The organism is Streptomyces sp. HPF1205 (assembly GCF_020400825.1).
Taxonomy (GTDB): domain Bacteria; phylum Actinomycetota; class Actinomycetes; order Streptomycetales; family Streptomycetaceae; genus Actinacidiphila.
This window is the reverse complement of the sequence record NZ_JAINVH010000009.1, coordinates 239,298-255,360: the sequence shown is the minus strand read 5'-3', so window position 1 is coordinate 255,360 and position 16,063 is coordinate 239,298. Positions and strand designations below refer to the sequence as shown.

Below are 16,063 nucleotides of genomic sequence, written 5' to 3'. Positions count from 1 at the left end.
CAGCCGGGACACCGGAAAGGAAAGAGGCGGGGAGATCCGAGGACGCCGAACACTCCGCACACACCGCACACGCCAAGGAAGAGAGGGTTCACCGGCATGGTGACAGTGGCCGAGGTGGCCAAGCGCGCGGGCGTGTCCGCGAGCACCGTCAGCTATGTGCTCAGCGGCAAGCGACCCATTTCGCCGGCCACCCGGCAGCGGGTCGAGCGGGCGATCAGGGAGCTCGGCTACCACCCCAACGCCGGCGCCCGCGCCCTGGCCGGCAAGAAGTCCCACATCATGGCGCTGGTCGTGCCGCTGAGAACCGACGTCTACGTACCGGTGATGATGGAGATCGCGATCTCCGTGACCATGGCCGCGCGCGAGCACGGTTACGACGTCCTGCTCATCACCAACGACGAGGGCCACGACGGCGTGCGCCGCGTCGCCGCGAGCGGGCTGGCCGACGGCGTCATCGTCATGGACGTCGAACTCGACGACCCGCGCATCCCCGTGCTGCTGGAGACCGGCATCCCCGCCGCCCTCATGGGCCTGCCGGCCGACCCCCGGGGACTGCCCTGCGTCGACCTGGACTTCATGCGGGCCGGCGCCATGTGCGCCGACCACCTGGCCGACCTGGGCCACCGCGACATCGCCTTCATCGGCTACCCGCCGGCCCTCTACCAGCGGCACATCGGATTCGCCGACCACACCCTGGCCGGCTTCCGCGCGCGGGCGGCGGAACGCGGACTGCGCATCCTGCACCGCCCCTGCGAGGGGACGTACGAGAGCACCGCGGGCGTGCTGGCCCGTATCCTCGCCGACCGCCCCGCGACCACCGGCTTCGTCGTGCAGAACGAGGGCGCCATCGGCCCGCTGCTCAGCCTGCTGCGCAGCAGCGGCCGCATCGTGCCCGAGGACGCCTCGGTCATCGCCCTGTGCACGGACCTGCTGGCCGAGCAGTTCTCCCCCCGCCTGACCGCCGTCACCGGCTCCTTCCACGAGCTCGGCCGCCAGGCGGTCAAGCTCGTCATGGACGGCATCAACGAGCAGCGCCCCTCGGAGGTGACGCTGCTCGACCCCGTTCTGACGCACCGCGAGAGCACGGGACCGGTCGGCATCGGCGTCCCCGTCCGCGCGCCCGTGGCCGACCCCCGGGCGGACGGCGCCGTGTCCGGCACGGCGGCCGGCACGGAAACGGTTGCGGATCCGGTGGGGCCCTCGGGTTCCACGGGGGCCGTGGGGCCGGTGGGACAGGCGGGACCGGTAGGGCCGGCGGGGCCCGGAACGGCGGCCGCGTCCGGCCCGTCCGACTCCCTGGGCGTGACCGGCTGATGCCGCGCCACCCAGGCACGTATGGTCGCTGACCTGCGGTTCTCCGGCGAGGAGGCGCGAGCCGAGGCGCCCTCGCCCGAGCCCCCGCGCCCCGCCGTACCGCCTCCGTCCGGCATGCCCACCGCCTGAGTCCCCGGCTTCCCGGCCGTTCCGGTCGCCTTGGGGGGCGCCCGGGTGGCGGGCGCGACCAGGTGCGATCACCCACCGTATGGTGATACTGACCCACGAGTGACCGACACTGTCCGGTGTGAGGCGTTTTGTCCCGACGTCGCCGCGGTAGACGACACACGCCGGGCCGCCCCCGGACGGCGGTGACCGGCGCGCACGGCACGCACGGGCGCACGGGTGCACGGCACGGACGAAGGGGTCGCGTGATGGGTGACCGCAGGACAGCCGACGAGGTGCGTGCGGTTGACAGGCATGACGGGTATGACGGGCATGACGCGCATGCCGGGCGGACCGCCGACGTGTGGGGCGCGCGGACGCCGTACGCGGCCGGGGAGACCTGGCCGCGCCGGGTGGACGAGCACCTGACCGTGCCGCCCGAGCAGGTCGAGCGGTGGGTGCGTTCGGCGTGTGTGCTGTGCTCCAACGGCTGCGGGATGGACGTCGCCGTCGCAGACGGGCGGATGGTGGGCGTACGGGGGCGGGCCGACGACCGGATCAACCACGGCAGGCTCGGCCCGAAGGGGCTGTTCGGCTGGCAGGCGAACCACTCGGACGACCGGCTGACCCGCCCGATGGTGCGTACGGACGGGCGGCTGCGGGAGACCGACTGGGACACCGCGATGAGCGCGGTGGTCGACCGGTCCAAGGCGGTGCTGGCCGAGCACGGGCCGCTGGCGATGGCCTTCTACACCAGCGGGCAGCTGTTCGCCGAGGAGTACTACGCCCAGGCGCTGATCGCCCGCGCCGGCATCGGCACCCCGCACCTGGACGGGAACACCCGGCTGTGCACGGCCACCGCGCAATGGGCGCTGATCGAGAGCTTCGGCAGCGACGGCGACCCCGGCTCGTACACCGACGTCGACCTGTGCGACACGCTGCTGCTGGTGGGCCACAACGTCGCCGAGACGCAGACCGTGCTGTGGGCCAGGATGCTAGACCGGCTGCACGGGCCCGACCGGCCCGGGCTCGTGGTGATCGACCCGCGGCTGACCCCGGCCGCGCGCGAGGCCGACGTCCACCTGCCGGTCCGGCCGGGCACGAACGTCGCCGTGCTCAACGCCCTCCTGCACGAGCTGATCGGCCACGGCTGGGTCGACCGGGACTTCGTCGAGGCGCACACCGTCGGCTACACGGAACTGGCGCGGGTGGCCGCCGCGTATCCCCCCGAGAAAGCCGCGGAGATCTGCGGCGTGCCGGCCGACCGCATCCGGCAGGCCGCGCGGGTGATCGGCACGGGCAGCCGGCTGGTGTCCACCGTGCTGCAGGGCGTCTACCAGTCCCACCAGGCCACGGCGGCGGCCGTGCAGGTCAACAACATCAACCTGCTGCGGGGCATGATCGGCCGGCCCGGGGCGACGGTCTTCCAGATGAACGGCCAGCCCACCGCCGAGAACACCCGCGAGACCGGCGCGAACGGCGCGCTCCCCGGCTACCGCAACTGGCAGAACGACACCCAGGTGCGGGAACTGGCCGAGGCCTGGAACGTCGACATGCTGCGGATCCCGCACTGGTCGCCCCCGACGCACGCCATGGAGATCCTCCGGCACTGCGAGAACGGCTCGATCAGGTTCCTGTGGGTCACCGGCACCAACCCCGCGGTGTCCCTGCCCGAACTGCACCGCATCCGGTCCGTCTGCGGCTCCGACCGGCTCTTCCTCGTCGTGTCCGACGCCTTCCCCACCGAGACGACCGCGCTGGCCGACGTGGTGCTGCCCACCGCGCTGTGGGCGGAGAAGACCGGCTGCATGACCAACGCCGACCGCACCGTCCACCTCTCGCACCGGGCCGTGGACCCTCCTGGCCAGGCGCGCAGCGACTTCGACGTCTTCGTGGACTACGCGCGGCGCATGGACCTCGCCGACCGGGACGGCAAGCCGCTGCCGCCGTGGGAGCGGCCCGAGGACGCCTGGCGCGACTTCATCGCGCTGACCAGGGGCCGTCCCTGCGACCAGTCGGCGCTGACGTACGAGCGGCTGGACGCGGCCGGCGGCGGGATCCAGTGGCCGTGCACCGAGCAGGCGCCCGGTGGCACCGAACGCCTCTACGCCGACCACCGCTTCCCCACCGCGGCCGACACTTGCGAGGACTACGGGCACGACCTCACCACCGGCGCCCAGAACGAGGCCGGCGAGTACCGGGCGCACGACCCGGCCGGCCGGGCGATCCTCAAGGCCGCGCACTACCTGCCGCCGCACGAGACGGTCGACGAGGACTACCCGCTCCGGCTCACCACCGGGCGCACGGTCCACCACTGGCACACCCGCACCAAGACCGCGCGCAGCCCCGAACTTCGGCGGGCGGCGCCGGAGATGTGGGTCGAACTGCACCCGGAGGACGCCGCGGACCTGGGCGTCGACGAGGGCGACATGGTGCGCGTCGCCTCCCGGCGGGCGGACATCGAGGCCCCCGCGGTGCTGCGCGGCCACCGCCGCGGAGTGGTGTTCGCGCCCTTCCACTACGGCTACTTCGACCAGGCCGACCCCGACCGGCACACCCGGGCCGCCAACGAACTCACCCGTACCGAATGGGATCCGGTCTCCAAGCAGCCGATCCTCAAGGTCACTCCGGTGCGGGTGGTGAAGGTCGCCGACGCCGAGGCCGGCGGCAGGCCGGTGGTGGTCTGGGAGCCGGCACTCAACAGCTCGGGCACCGCGGGGGGCGCGCGATGAACAAGGTCGGCGCGGTACTGCGCGAACTGCACGAGGCGGAGGTCGAACTGGCGCAGTCCTTCCGCGCGGTGGCCGAGCGCCAGGCCACGGACCACGGCACGCACTACACCTGCCGCACGCTGTCCGCCCAGTGCGACGAGCACGCCGAGCGGCTGCGGGCCCTGGGCGGGCACTACGGGGTCGTCCTCCACCCGCCGAAGCGGCCCGCCGTGCTGACGAGCGCGGTCGACGCGCTGCGGCACAAGTCCTCGGAACTGGCCGGGCGCCGCCCCGAGTCGGGCCTGCTGCTGCTCCGTGACCTGCGCGAGCTGTACCTGAAGGCGCAGGGCGTCGGCCTGCACTGGATCGTCCTCGGCCAGGCCGCCCTGGCCCTGCGCGACCACGACCTGCTGTCCGAGGTCTCCGCGCTGCACGAGGAGACGGTGACCCAGGCCAAGTGGATCACCACCCGGATCAAGGAGGCGGCCCCGCAGATCCTGGTGGCCGGCTGATCCGGCGGGGGGTGGTGGTACGGGCGGTTCGGCCGGTCGCGGGACGCGGTCGCGGGACGCGCCCCCGCCTCCGCCCCCGCCCCCGTCCCGTTCCCCGCCTCAGCGGGCCCGGCCGCCCAACGGCGCTGACGAGGACGGGGGCGGCGGTGTCTGCGACGGCGGGGGCGACGGTGACGGCAATGGCGTCGGACGCGACGGTGGCGGCGTACGGTGCGCCCGCTCGACCGACTGGCCCCAGTACGTGCCCGCGAGCATCAGCGCCGCGCCCAAGGCCGCGGCCAAGGTGAGGTGTTCGCCGCCCAGGGCGACGCCGACGGCGACCGCCCACACCGGCTCCGTACCGAGCAGCAGGCTGGCCCGGCTCGCGGAGCTGCGCTGCACCGCCCAGGTCTGGGCAAGGAACGCGAACACGCTGCAGAACAGGGCGAGATGGACCAGCTCGGCCCAGGTACCCGCGCCCGCGTGGCCGAGGGCGGGCAGGCTGCCCGCGGCCGGTACGGCGAACAGCGCGGTGCCGGCAACGGTCTGCACGGTGGTCAGGTGGAGCGGCCGCAGCGCGTGACGGGCGCTGAACCGGCCGACCAGGGCCACGTGCCCGGCACGGACCCCCGCCGCCGCGAGGATCAGCAGGTCGCCGGAGCGGGGTGCGTGCAGCCCGCCGCTTCCCGACATCAGCAGCCCCACGGCCACCACGCACACCGCGCAGGCGCCGAAGTACGCGGGCGGCAGCCCGCCGCCGCCCGAACCGCCCGATCCGCCCGAAACGCCAGAACCGCCGGCGTCGCCGCCCGCGCGGTCCAGCAAGGGCGTCAGCACGATGGTCAGGCTGATGATCAGCCCGGCGTTGGCGGCGGTGGTGTGCGCCACCCCGTACGTCTCCAGCACCAGGACGGACGCCTGCGTGACGCCGAGCACCAGCCCGGCGCGCGCCTCCTCGCGGGTGAACCACCGCCGCCCGGGCCCGCCGCGCCGCCCCGCGACGAGCGCCAGGCAGGCCGCCGCCGAGATCGCGTACCGCAGGAGGAGGACGACGAGGACGGGGAGGGCGGAGGTGGCGGTCTTCGCGGCCAGGTAGCTGGAACCCCAGACGATCGCGACCAGCAGGAGTACCGCGTCGGTACGGCGGGCTTCGGGCACGCCCCCACCCTGGGGCACGGCGACCGTGAAGCCCAGACCGTACTTCTTCACAAATGGTGAACCTCTGCTTCATGGTTCGGCCGCCGCTTCCTACACTGACCGGCGTGAACGAACGGCAGCTGCGCATCCTGCGCGAACTCGGCGAACTCGGCAGCGTCACCGCGGTCGCCGAGGCGCTGCTGATGACGCCCTCGGCGATATCGCAGCAATTGCGGCTGCTGCAACGGAGCATCCCGGTGCCGCTGACCGAACGCGACGGCCGCCGCCTCGTGCTCACCGACGCAGGGCAGGCGCTGGCCGCGGCGGCGGTCGAGGTGGAGACCGCGGTGGCCAGGGCCCGGCACAGCGTGGACGACTTCGTGGCCCGGCCGGACGGCGAGGTCTCCGTCGCGGCCTTCCACAGCGCGGGCGCCGCCTTCTTCCCGCTGCTGCTGCGCGCCTTGGCCGGGCCCGGCGGCCCCCGGCTCCGGCTCGCCGACGAGGACGTCGCCCAGGACCGCTTCCCGCGCCTGACCCGCGACTACGACCTGGTCCTCGCGCACCGCCTCGACCACGCCCCGCCCTGGCCCGGCACGGTCGCCGCGACCCCGCTGCTGCGCGAGCCGCTCGACGTGGCGATGCCCGCCGGCCACCCCCTGGCCGGCAAGGCCCGGCTGTCGCCCCGCGACGTGGCCGGCGAGCCGTGGATCACCGTGCACGACGGCTTCCCGCTGATGGCCACGATCGAGGCGATCGCCACGGCCGCCGACCGGCGGCTGCGCATCGTGCACCGCATCAACGAGTTCGCGGTCGTCGCGGAGACGGTGGCCGCGGGCGGCGGGCTCGCCCTGATGCCGCGCTGGACCGCCAGCCGGCACCCCGCCCTCGTCCTCAAGCCGCTCGCCGGCGTCCCGGCCGGCCGCCGCATCGACGCGCTGCACCGCCCCGAACGCACCGCCCGCCGCGCCGTCCGCACGGTCCTGGCCGCCCTGCGCGAGGCGGCCGAGCACATCCAGCACCGGGACGAGGCGGAGGGCGCCGCGCGGCCGACGTCCGTGACGTCCGTACGGTGAGGCCCCCGGCCCCCCGGCCCCCCGTACGACCGCGCCGGCCCGGGTGCGACCGCCCGTCGGACCCGTCGGACCCGTCGGCCTCCCGGCTCACCGAACCAGCGGGTCCTCCGCGGCCCCCAGGGCGTGGGCGTTCTCCGTCATGCGGGTCAGCGAGGCGATCAGGCGGCTGACGTCGGGGTCGCCGAAACCGGCCGTCAACTGCTGCTCCAGGGCCCGCATCTCCTTCTCGACGGGCTCGCGCAGGGCGCGTCCGGCGTCGGTGAGGTAGAGCCGCACCAGGCGGTTGTCGCGGTCGTCGCGGCGGCGGGTGAGCAGGCCGGCGGCGGTCATGCGGTTGGCCATCTTGACGATGGTCGGGGTCGTGACGTCGACGGCCGCGGCGATGGCGCCCGGCGTCTGCCCGTCCTCCTCCCACAGCGCGGCGAGCACGAGGTTCTGCCCGAGGTGCAGGCCGTGCGCGCGCAGGGCGACCTCGGTGATCGCGCGGACGGACTTGGAGGCTCGGGTGTAGACGTCCATGAACTCGCTCACGCTGACCTCCTGTGCGTGGTGGCGGCACGCCGCCGGGCCCACATTCTAACCAGCCCGCGATTTTCACTAGCCAGCCAATTACTTGACGGCTATCGACTTGGGCGCCTACAGTCACGAGTACGGCGCTAGCCGGCAATCGAAGTGAGTCCCTGGAGGCAGCACCATGAGCTCGACCAGCGCACCGCCGGGAGCGTCGGCGGCCCCGGGCGCACCGGCCCCCGACCCGCGGCGCTGGACCATGCTGATCGTCGCCCTCGTGGCGATGTTCATGGCGATCTTCGACTTCTACGTCATCAACATCGCCACCCCCTCCCTGCAGTCGCAGCTCCACATCGGCCAGGCCACGCTCGAACTGGTCATCGGCGGCTACACGTTCACCTACGCCAGCCTCCTGGTGACCTCCGGCCGCTGGGGCGACGTCTTCGGCTACAAACGGCTGTTCATGCTCGGCATGGGCCTGTTCACGGTCGCCTCGCTCGGCTGCGGCATCGCGCAGAACGGCACCCAGCTCGTCGCCGTCCGCCTGATCCAGGGCGCCGGCGCCGCCCTCATGGTGCCGACCGTCGTCGCCTTCATCACCGTGTCGTTCCCGCCGCAGGAGCGGCCCAAGGCGCTGTCCTGGTTCGGCTCCACCATCGGTCTCGCGGTGGTCGCCGCGCAGATACTCGGCGGCGCGCTGCTGTCCGCCGACATCGCCTCCCTCGGCTGGCGGGTCATCTTCCTCGTCAACATCCCGATCGGCGCGGTCACCTTGCTGTTCGCCGCCCGCCTGCTGCCGGCCGTGAAGTCGCCCCGCCGGCCGCGGCAGGACGTCGTCGGCAACCTCGGCATCGCGCTCACCCTGGGCCTGGCGATCCTGCCGATCGTCATCGGCCGCACCGAGGGGTGGCCGCTGTGGGGCTGGATCATGCTCGGCGCCTCGGTGCCGGTGGGCCTCGCGACGGTCCTGTACGAGAAGGGGCTGCCGGGGCGCGGCGGCGAGCCGATGCTGGACCTGTCGCTGTTCACCTCGCGCTCCTACAGCGTCGGCATCCTGACCATCGTCGGCGTCATGACCTTCTACTCCGGATTCATCTTCGGCATGACGATGTTCCTGCAGTCGGGCCTGGGCCTGTCGCCGCTCAAGGCCGGTCTGACCTTCGGCCCGATGGGGCTGGCCTTCGCCGCCGGTTCACTCAGCGCCCGCCCGATGCTGATGAAGTACGGCGTCAAGGTGATCACCATCGGCCAGGTCCTGCTGCTGCTGTCCACCGCGGTGCTGCTGGTCGAGCTGAAGGCGGCCGGAACGGGTACGTCCGCCTGGGAGATGGTGGCCCCCATGGTCCTCGGCGGCCTGGGCACCGGCGTCACCCTGCCCGCGCTGACCGGCGTGGTCATCTCCAAGGTGCCGCAGCAGCAGGCCGGGCTGGCCTCCGGACTGCTCACCACCGCCCAGCAGTTCGCCAACACGATCGGCGTCGCGGTCTTCGGCGTGATCTTCTTCAACGCGCTGGGCGACCACCCGGGCAAGTCCCGCTTCGTCCACGCCCTGGAGGTCGTGGGCGGTACCGGGATCGGGCTCAGCCTGGCCACCCTGGCGGCCACCTTCCTGCTGCCGCGCGGCCCGATGGGCCCGCCGCCGGGAGCCCGCCCGCCGGCCGCCGCGCCGGGACAGCCGTCCGCCGTCGCCGGTACGGCCCGGGCGGACAGCCGCTGACGCCGGCGAACGGCGGGGCGGGCAACGGAGCCGCACCTCCCCCCGGCTCCGTTGCCCGCCCCGCCCCCTGAACCCCGGCCCCGCTTCCTGATCCCCCGTACAGGAAGCGGGGCCGGCCCACGCCCCCGGCCGCGCTCTCCCGGCCCCTCCGCCGGCCCCCGGCCCCCCTTCCGGATCCGGTCCGCCTGGTGCCCGGCCCGCGCTCAGGGCCCGGGTGCCGGTTCCCCGCGGTGCCGCCCGCCCCCCACGGGCGGCACCGCCACCCCGGCCGACACGGCGCCTTTTCCGCCGCCACCCCGGCCGGCACGGCGCCTTCCAATTCGGAGGACACGCGCCGCCCCGGTCCCTACAGTCACTCGTGGAACACATCTTCCTGGGGGGAAAGCCGATGAATCGTCCTGTCCCGCGCCGTGTCGCGGCGCTCACCGCCGCCGCGACGACCGCCGGAGTGCTCAGCGTGCTCGGCGTGCTGTCCGCCGCCGTACCGGCGGCAGCCGACGGGGGCCCGGTGATCACGCTGCGGACACCCGCGACCGTCGCCGTGCCGACCGCGGCGGCCAGTGGTGTCGCCACCTCCGTCGAACCGCAGCTCACCTTCACCACCGATTCCCGCAGCGTGTCGACCGAGGTGACGATCACGATCGACGCGCGCAAGCTGGCCGCGATCGCCGACGTGAGCTTCTCCGACAACTGCACCGTCCAGTCGTCCGTCGCGACCTGCGACGAGTACTTCTACGACGACAACCCGACCGGCGGGCAGCTCGGCGCCATCACCCGGCTGACCGTCAGCGCCCGCGCCGGGGTCGCGCCCGGGGCGACGGCCCCGTACACGATCAGTGGTACGGCCACCTCCGGCAGCTTCGTCGGCGCCACCGGCACGGTCACCGTCGGCGGGCCCGCCTTCGACCAGTCCCCGACCACCGACCACACAGGACTTCCGGTCGGTTCCACCGTCAGCGAGCCGGTGGAGTTCACGAACACCGGTGACCGGCCGGCCGCCGCCGCGGAGGCACTGCTGACGGCCTCGCCCGGCCTGACCTTCGCCGACCACTACTCCAACTGCGTGTACAGCTCGGTGCCGGACTACCGCGAGGCCGAGATGGCCCTGTGCGCCTTCCCCCAGCCGATCCACGTCGGTGAGCGGGTCGCGCTGTCCGCGCCGGTCACGCTGCACGTCACCTCGACCGCGTACTACACCTACCTCGACACCCTGACCGTCCCCAAGGGCGGTGATCCCTACATGCAGTCGGTGCTGGCGAGTCGTACCTGGACGAAGGGCACGGGCGGCACGCTCGGGCTCACCGTCGAGGACCCGGGCCGGACGATCACCACCCCTGTCGGCACGGTCCAGCTCCAGCTCGCCGACGACCACAGCGACGGGCGCGTCGCCGCCCTCCAGGCCGCCAACACCGCCGACTTCTCGGTGACCGGCGCGACCGCGCAGGGCGCCCAGGGCGACACCGTGACGCTCGCCTTCAGCATGACCGACAAGGGTCCCGCGACGATCTTCTACCGCAGCGGAGAGTCCATCGGCGTCACCGTCACCCCGCCGCCCGGGACGACCGTCACCGGCTCCTCCGCCAACTGCCGGCCTGAGAACGACGAGCCCGAGACCGTCGCCCACGGCCCGTACGACTGCGCCGACGACTACCTGATCCCGGCCGGGCACACCTCCGACTTCAGCCTGACGCTGCGCGTCGACCAGGTCGTCCCGGGCGCCCAGGGATCCGTGGCGATGGCCTGGAGCCCCGACGGCAGTTGGCGCCCGCCGTTCGACACCGACCCGTCCGACGACACGGCGGCTCTCGTCCTGAACTGACCGCTCACCCGTCACCTCCACCGCGGCCCCCCGGGATCCGTTCCCGCGGGGCCGCGGCGGTGCGCGTGCCAAGGGAGGCGGGGGCGGCTCAGGGGAGCGAGCGGCAGGCGCTAGGGTGCGCGGGGTGAACAGTGATTCTTCTGTGCCCCGGAGTTTCCGGCTGATCGTCACCGGCGGTGGGACGGGCGGCCACACGTATCCCGCGCTGACCGCGGTCCGCACGCTGCGGGACCGGCTGGCGGCCGGCGGTGGGACGCTCGACGTGCTGTGGATCGGCACGCCCGACGGGCTGGAGGCGCGGGTCGCCCCGGCCGAGGGCATCGCGTTCACCACGGTGGCGACCGGGAAGATCCGCCGCGCCGCCAACCCGCTGAAGATGGTGTCGCCGGCGAACGTTCGGGACATGGCGCGGGTGCCGCTCGGGATCGCGCAGGCCAGGAAGGCCGTCGCCGACTTCCGGCCGGACGTGGTGCTGGCCACCGGCGGGTACGTGGCCGTCCCCGCGGGAATGGCGGCGCGCATGTGCCGCCGGCCCCTGGTGCTGCACGAGCAGACGGTCCGGCTGGGCCTGGCCAACCGCAGGCTCGCCGGCTCGGCGACGCGCATCGCGGTGTCCTCGGAGTCGTCCCTTCCGCTCCTGCCGGAAGCGGTGCGCGGCATCGCGGTCGTCACCGGCAACCCGGTCCGGCCCGAGGTGCTGGCCGGCCACCCGGACAAGGCGGTCCACGCGCTCGGCCTGCACGGCTTCGCCCGGCACCTGCCGACCGTGTACGTCACCGGCGGCGCCCAGGGCGCGCAGCAGATCAACGACCTCGTGCGGGACGCGCTGCCATGGCTGCTGGAACGGGCGAACATCGTCCACCAGTGCGGTCCGGCCCACGTCGACGCCCTCCGGCGCCAGGCCGCGGCCCTGAGGCCCGACCTCGCGAGCAGGTACCACCTGACCGGGTTCGTCGGCCCCGAACTGCCCGACGTACTGGCCCTGGCCGACCTGGTGATCTCGCGCAGCGGCGCCGGCACCCTCGCGGAGCTGACCGCGCTCGGCAAGCCCGCGGTGTTCGTCCCGCTGGCCTCCTCGGCGGGCAACGAGCAGACCCACAACGCCCGGCACCTGGCGGAAGCCGGCGCCGCCGTCGCCCTGACCGGCGAGGTCACCGCGGGCGCCCTGTGCGAGGCGGCCGGGCCGCTGCTGACCGACCCCGCCCTGCGGGCCGCGATGGCCGCGCGCGCCCGCGCCCACGGCCGCCCGGACGCGGCCGACCGGCTCGTGGACGTGATCCTCTCCGCCGCTTCCGGCTGACCGACACCCACCGCAGCCGTCGCGGGCCGCAGCCGCCGCGGGCCGCCCGCGACGGCTCCCGCCCGCTCGTACACCGAGCCCGTACACCGGGCCCGTACACCGAGTCCGCAAACCGCGCCCGCACGACCGCCTCCGGCGCCGCACGGCTACCATCGCCGGGCAACCGCCCCGATGATCGGAGTTCACCCGTGCGTCATCCACGCGTCGGCGTCGCCATTCTGACCATGGGCACGCGCCCCGCCGAGCTGACCGCCCTGCTCGACTCGGTGGCCGCGCAGGAGACCCCGGCGGCGAGGGTGGTGGTCGTCGGCAACGGCTCGCCGCTGCCGGCGCTGCCCGCGTGGGTGACCCCGCTGGAACTCCCGGAGAACCTGGGCATCGCCGGCGGCCGCAACGCCGCCCTCGACCGGCTGCGCGCGTTCGGCGACGTCGACGTGGTCGTGGACCTCGACGACGACGGGCGGCTGATCAGCCCCGACGTGTTCACCCGCCTCACCGCGCTGTACGCGGCCGACGACCGGCTGGGCGTCGTCGGCTTCCGCGTCGCCGACGAACGAGGCCGCACCGCCCGCCGCCACGTACCGCGGCTGCGCGCGAAGGACCCGATGCGCGGCGGCCCGGTCACCACCTTCCTCGGCGGCGGCCACGGCCTGGCCATGCGGATGCTCGACGAGATCGGCGGCTGGCCCGACGCCTTCTTCTACGCCCACGAGGAGACCGACCTGGCCTGGCGTGCCCTCGACGCGGGCTGGAAGGTGCGGTACGAGCCGGAGTTGGTGCTGCGCCACCCCTGGACCTCCCCGACCCGGCACGCCGTCTACTACCGCATGGTCGCCCGCAACCGCGTCTGGCTCGCCAAACGCCACCTGCCCGCGCCCCTCGTCCCGGTCTACCTGGCCACCTGGACCGCCCTGACCCTGGCCCGCACCCGGACCCCGGCGGGCCTGCGCGCCTGGTTCGCCGGCTTCGCCGAGGGCGTGCGCACCCCCTGCCCGCCCCGCCGCCCCATGCGCTGGTCCACCGTCTGGACGATGACCCGCCTCGGCCGCCCCCCGATCGTCTGACCCCCGCCGGCCACGGCCCGGCCCGGGAATCCCCCGTACGGGCGATGGCGCGGGCAGCAGTTTCGAAGTAGTTTCAAACCCATGGGCAGCAATGAACGCGCGGCCGTGAACTTCTCCGAGCTCGTCAACAAGAACAAGCAGACGCTGGCGCGCCTCAAAGACGCACCGCGGCTGGTTCTGCACCGCAGGGATGGCGAGGACCTGGTGCTGACCACGGCCGCGCGGGCCGAACAGGACCAGACGGTCGTCTCGGCGGCCACCCGGATGCTGGCCGCTATGGCGCGGCGGGAGCCCGGCAGCATGGAACTGCTGCTCGACATCCTGCCCGACGCCTTCCCATGGGTCCGCTTCCTCCCGGAATTCGACGTGCACGCGTTCGCCGTGGAACTCGTCGACACCATGCGCGCCGCCGACTCCGTCGGGAACAGCGCGGCCGTCGCCCAGATGCTCACCGCCTGGCAGCACACCGCCGAGGTCCACTCCGACCCGGAACTGCTCGCCGCCCTCCGCAGGGACCACGACGAGGACTACGGAGCCGCGCCCGACCCCCGGACCACGGCGTGACGGCGGGCCGCGGCGACCGCGTCGCACCCCCCGCGCCGGAGGGCCACTGGGAAGTCCGCTTCGCGGACGCCGCATCGGCCAAGGGATGGGAAAGCCTCGCCCGGCAGGCTCGCGGCAACACCTACCGCGCGTGGGTCGTCTTACGTACCGACCCGAAGCCGAACGTGCAGACTCCGCGCCACCATCAGTTAAAGGGTAGCCTCGCGCACGGTACTTACCGCGGTCACACCTGCGAGCAGTGGCAGATCGAGGTCACCGGCGGCGGTCGGATCTGGTATCTCGTGGACGGCGCTCACGGCACTTGTTGGATCACCTTCGCCGGCACCGGTCACCCCCGCGCCACGGACAAGTGACCGGCACACGCGTGCGGCAAGGGCGGGCCGGCCGCGTATGCCGTGGGGGCCGACGGGCTCACCCTTACCTGGCCCTGACGGCCGTACGGGGTGCCGAACCGGTTCGGCGGCGAGGGCCCCGTGGGCCCTTCCTTGCTTCCGCACCCTTGACTTAAAGGGTTAAGTCGAGAAGCCTCCCTTGCGTCGATGACGACTCCTCGAAGCAAGGAGACCCCCCATGCGTCACCGAAAAGCCGTCCTGCTCGCGTCCGGAGCGGCCGCCGCACTCGCCATCGGCGGGGTGGCGGCGCTGCCCGGATCCGCCCAGGCCGCGGCCACCGGTTGTTCCGTCACGTATCAGAACGTCAACACCTGGCAGCAGTCGTCCACTTCGGGCGGCTTCGGCACGACTCTGGCGATCACCAACCTCGGGGATCCGATCTCGCACTGGACCCTGACGTTCACGATGCCGAGCGGCCAGACCTTCACCGGCGGCTGGAACGCCACGTTCACCGGGTCCACGTCCATCACCGCCAAGGACGTCGGCTGGAACGGCTCCATAGGCACCGGCCAGACCAACACCTCGGTCGGACTGCAGGGCACCTGGTCCGGGTCCGGCGTGCCGAACCCGCTGCCCCAGCCGACCGACTTCGCCCTCAACGGCGTCCCCTGCACCGGCGCCACCACGTCCGGCGGGACGACCACGTCCGGCGGGACGACCACGTCCGGCGGCACCACCACCGGAGGAACGACGACCGGCGGCACCACCACGGGCGGGACCACCACCGGAGGCACGACAACGGGCGGCACGACCACCGGAGGGACCACCACCGGCGGAACCACGGGCGGAACCGGCGGGCCCGGCGGTCCGGCGCCCGCCCTGCACGTGTCCGGCAACCACCTGGTGACCGCGGGCGGCGAGAACTACCGACTGCTGGGCGTCAACCGCTCCAGCGGCGAGTTCGCCTGCGTCCAGGGCAAGGGGATGTGGGACAGCGGCCCGGTCGACCAGGCGTCCGTCGACGCGATGAAGTCCTGGAACGTCCACGCGGTCCGCATCCCGCTCAACGAGGAGTGCTGGCTCGGCAACGCCGACGTGCCCGCCGGCGGCACGAGCGGGGCCGCGTACCAGAAGGCGGTCAAGGACTACGCGGACCTGCTGGCGTCCAACGGGATCACCCCGATCCTCGACCTGCACTGGACGTACGGCCTGTACACCGGCCCGAGTTCGGCCTGCTCGGACGTCAAGGCGACCTGTCAGAAGCCGATGCCCGACGCCCAGTACGCGCCCACCTTCTGGAGCCAGGTCGCCACCGCCTTCAAGGGCGACAACGCGGTCGTCTTCGACCTGTTCAACGAGCCCTACCCGGACGCGGCCGACAACTGGGCGGACGCCACCGAAGCGTGGACCTGCCTGCGCGACGGCGGCACCTGCACGGGCATCGATTACAAGGTCGCCGGCATGCAGTCCCTGGTCAACGCGGTCCGGGCGACCGGCGCCACCAACGTCCTCATGGTCTCCGGTCTGACCTGGACCAACGACCTGACCCAGTGGCTGACCTACAAGCCGACCGACTCGGCCGGCAACATCATGGCGTCGTGGCACTCGTACAACTTCAACGCCTGTGTCTCCAGCAGCTGCTGGGACAGCCAGATCGCCCCGGTCGCGGCGAAGGTGCCGCTGGTGGCCGGCGAGATCGGCCAGAACAGCTGCGCCCACGACTACATCGACCAGGTCATGCCGTGGCTCGACCAGCACGGCATCGGCTACCTGGCGTGGACCTGGAACCCGTGGGGCGGGTGCGCCAGCAGCGGCAGCATCCTCATCACCGACTGGAACGGCACGCCGACCAGCACGTACGGCGAAGGGTTCAAGGCGCACCTGCTGACGCAGAACCCGTAGCGGGACCCGCGAGGGGCTGGCGC

The 16,063-nt window shown here is 73.3% G+C and carries 12 protein-coding genes and 1 pseudogene; 11 read left to right on the top strand and 2 right to left on the bottom strand.

Annotated features, from left to right (window positions below):
* Positions 1-96: 96 nt before the first annotated feature.
* The 3 genes and pseudogenes from K7G61_RS13540 to K7G61_RS13530 all read left to right on the top strand — a co-directional run.
* Positions 97-1,092, top strand: a pseudogene (locus K7G61_RS13540) (LacI family DNA-binding transcriptional regulator); the annotation flags it as partial.
* A 596-nt stretch (positions 1,093-1,688) separates the two neighbouring features.
* Positions 1,689-4,151: a molybdopterin oxidoreductase family protein gene (locus K7G61_RS13535; protein ID WP_225847025.1), complete on the top strand. Its 2,463-nt coding sequence runs from the start codon at positions 1,689-1,691 to the stop codon at positions 4,149-4,151.
* A complete protein-coding gene (locus K7G61_RS13530) occupies positions 4,148-4,642 on the top strand; it encodes a hypothetical protein (RefSeq protein WP_225847024.1) in 495 nt (164 codons plus the stop codon). The genes K7G61_RS13535 and K7G61_RS13530 overlap by 4 nt, the downstream gene beginning before the upstream one ends.
* 99 nt (positions 4,643-4,741) lie before the next feature.
* Here the strand turns inward: K7G61_RS13530 and K7G61_RS13525 are convergent, their stop codons facing one another.
* Positions 4,742-5,779 carry a DMT family transporter gene (locus K7G61_RS13525; RefSeq protein ID WP_225847032.1) on the bottom strand — a complete coding sequence of 346 codons (1,038 nt, stop codon included), beginning with the start codon at positions 5,777-5,779 and terminating at the stop codon, positions 4,742-4,744.
* A 104-nt stretch (positions 5,780-5,883) separates the two neighbouring features.
* Between K7G61_RS13525 and K7G61_RS13520 the strand changes: the two genes are divergently transcribed.
* Positions 5,884-6,831, top strand: a complete 948-nt coding sequence (locus K7G61_RS13520) for a LysR family transcriptional regulator (protein ID WP_225847023.1) — start codon at positions 5,884-5,886, stop codon at positions 6,829-6,831.
* A gap of 87 nt (positions 6,832-6,918) precedes the next feature.
* Here K7G61_RS13520 and K7G61_RS13515 read toward each other — a convergent pair whose 3' ends face one another.
* Positions 6,919-7,362, bottom strand: coding sequence for a MarR family winged helix-turn-helix transcriptional regulator (locus K7G61_RS13515; RefSeq protein WP_225847022.1), 444 nt, complete (start codon positions 7,360-7,362; stop codon positions 6,919-6,921).
* Between the two features lie 163 nt (positions 7,363-7,525).
* Between K7G61_RS13515 and K7G61_RS13510 the strand changes: the two genes are divergently transcribed.
* The 7 genes from K7G61_RS13510 (at position 7,526) to K7G61_RS13480 (ending at position 16,040) form a co-directional block, all read left to right on the top strand.
* Positions 7,526-9,058, top strand: a complete 1,533-nt coding sequence (locus K7G61_RS13510) for an MFS transporter (RefSeq protein ID WP_225847021.1) — start codon at positions 7,526-7,528, stop codon at positions 9,056-9,058.
* Positions 9,059-9,446: 388 nt separating this feature from the next.
* Positions 9,447-10,877, top strand: coding sequence for a hypothetical protein (locus K7G61_RS13505; protein ID WP_225847020.1), 1,431 nt, complete (start codon positions 9,447-9,449; stop codon positions 10,875-10,877).
* 142 nt (positions 10,878-11,019) lie between these two features.
* Positions 11,020-12,177 (top strand): glycosyltransferase, encoded by a 1,158-nt coding sequence (locus tag K7G61_RS13500; RefSeq protein ID WP_225847019.1) that lies wholly within the window; start codon positions 11,020-11,022, stop codon positions 12,175-12,177.
* 188 nt (positions 12,178-12,365) lie between these two features.
* Positions 12,366-13,241 (top strand): glycosyltransferase family 2 protein, encoded by an 876-nt coding sequence (locus K7G61_RS13495; RefSeq protein ID WP_225847018.1) that lies wholly within the window; start codon positions 12,366-12,368, stop codon positions 13,239-13,241.
* An 81-nt stretch (positions 13,242-13,322) separates the two neighbouring features.
* Positions 13,323-13,805, top strand: coding sequence for a hypothetical protein (locus tag K7G61_RS13490; RefSeq protein ID WP_225847017.1), 483 nt, complete (start codon positions 13,323-13,325; stop codon positions 13,803-13,805).
* Positions 13,802-14,158: a hypothetical protein gene (locus K7G61_RS13485; protein WP_225847016.1), complete on the top strand. Its 357-nt coding sequence runs from the start codon at positions 13,802-13,804 to the stop codon at positions 14,156-14,158. Before K7G61_RS13490 ends, K7G61_RS13485 begins: the two co-directional genes overlap by 4 nt.
* A 217-nt stretch (positions 14,159-14,375) precedes the next feature.
* Positions 14,376-16,040: a cellulase family glycosylhydrolase gene (locus tag K7G61_RS13480; protein WP_225847015.1), complete on the top strand. Its 1,665-nt coding sequence runs from the start codon at positions 14,376-14,378 to the stop codon at positions 16,038-16,040.
* Positions 16,041-16,063: the final 23 nt, after the last annotated feature.

Bases quoted from the DNA above. Each gene is read 5' to 3' on its own strand.
- K7G61_RS13505 (WP_225847020.1), top strand. From the start codon at position 9,447: ATGAATCGTCCTGTCCCGCGCCGTGTCGCGGCGCTCACCGCCGCCGCG.
- K7G61_RS13480 (WP_225847015.1), top strand. From the start codon at position 14,376: ATGCGTCACCGAAAAGCCGTCCTGCTCGCGTCCGGAGCGGCCGCCGCA.
- K7G61_RS13510 (WP_225847021.1), top strand. From the start codon at position 7,526: ATGAGCTCGACCAGCGCACCGCCGGGAGCGTCGGCGGCCCCGGGCGCA.
- K7G61_RS13530 (WP_225847024.1), top strand. From the start codon at position 4,148: ATGAACAAGGTCGGCGCGGTACTGCGCGAACTGCACGAGGCGGAGGTC.
- K7G61_RS13535 (WP_225847025.1), top strand. From the start codon at position 1,689: ATGGGTGACCGCAGGACAGCCGACGAGGTGCGTGCGGTTGACAGGCAT.
- K7G61_RS13490 (WP_225847017.1), top strand. From the start codon at position 13,323: ATGGGCAGCAATGAACGCGCGGCCGTGAACTTCTCCGAGCTCGTCAAC.